At 64.8% G+C, this 310-nt stretch carries 1 pseudogene; it reads right to left on the bottom strand.

Annotated features, from left to right (window positions below):
* Positions 1–310: pseudogene (locus ACG0Z6_RS16645) on the bottom strand (response regulator); the annotation flags it as partial.

Below are 310 nucleotides of genomic sequence, written 5' to 3' on the forward strand. Positions count from 1 at the left end.
GCACGGCGCGCATCTGCAGCACTTCGCGGATTTGGTGAACGAGTTGCAGACCGGCGTCCTCGGACTCCATCACCACGTCCAGCAACACCACGGCCACACCGGGTGAGCGGTCCAACACCTGGCGTGCCTCGGCGGCCGAGTAGGCGTGCAGAAAGTTCAGGGCCTGGCCTTCGATGCGCAGGCCCTGCATGGCCAGCTCGGTGGCTTTGTGAACATCGTCGTCGTCGACGATCAACACCGGCCAACCCCAGTTGGCGTTGCCCGTTTCGGCCTGGGCCTCCTCTACGTCGTCGACCAGCTCAAGCAGGTC

Source organism: Roseateles rivi (genome assembly GCF_043555845.1).
GTDB lineage: Bacteria > Pseudomonadota > Gammaproteobacteria > Burkholderiales > Burkholderiaceae_C > Roseateles > Roseateles rivi.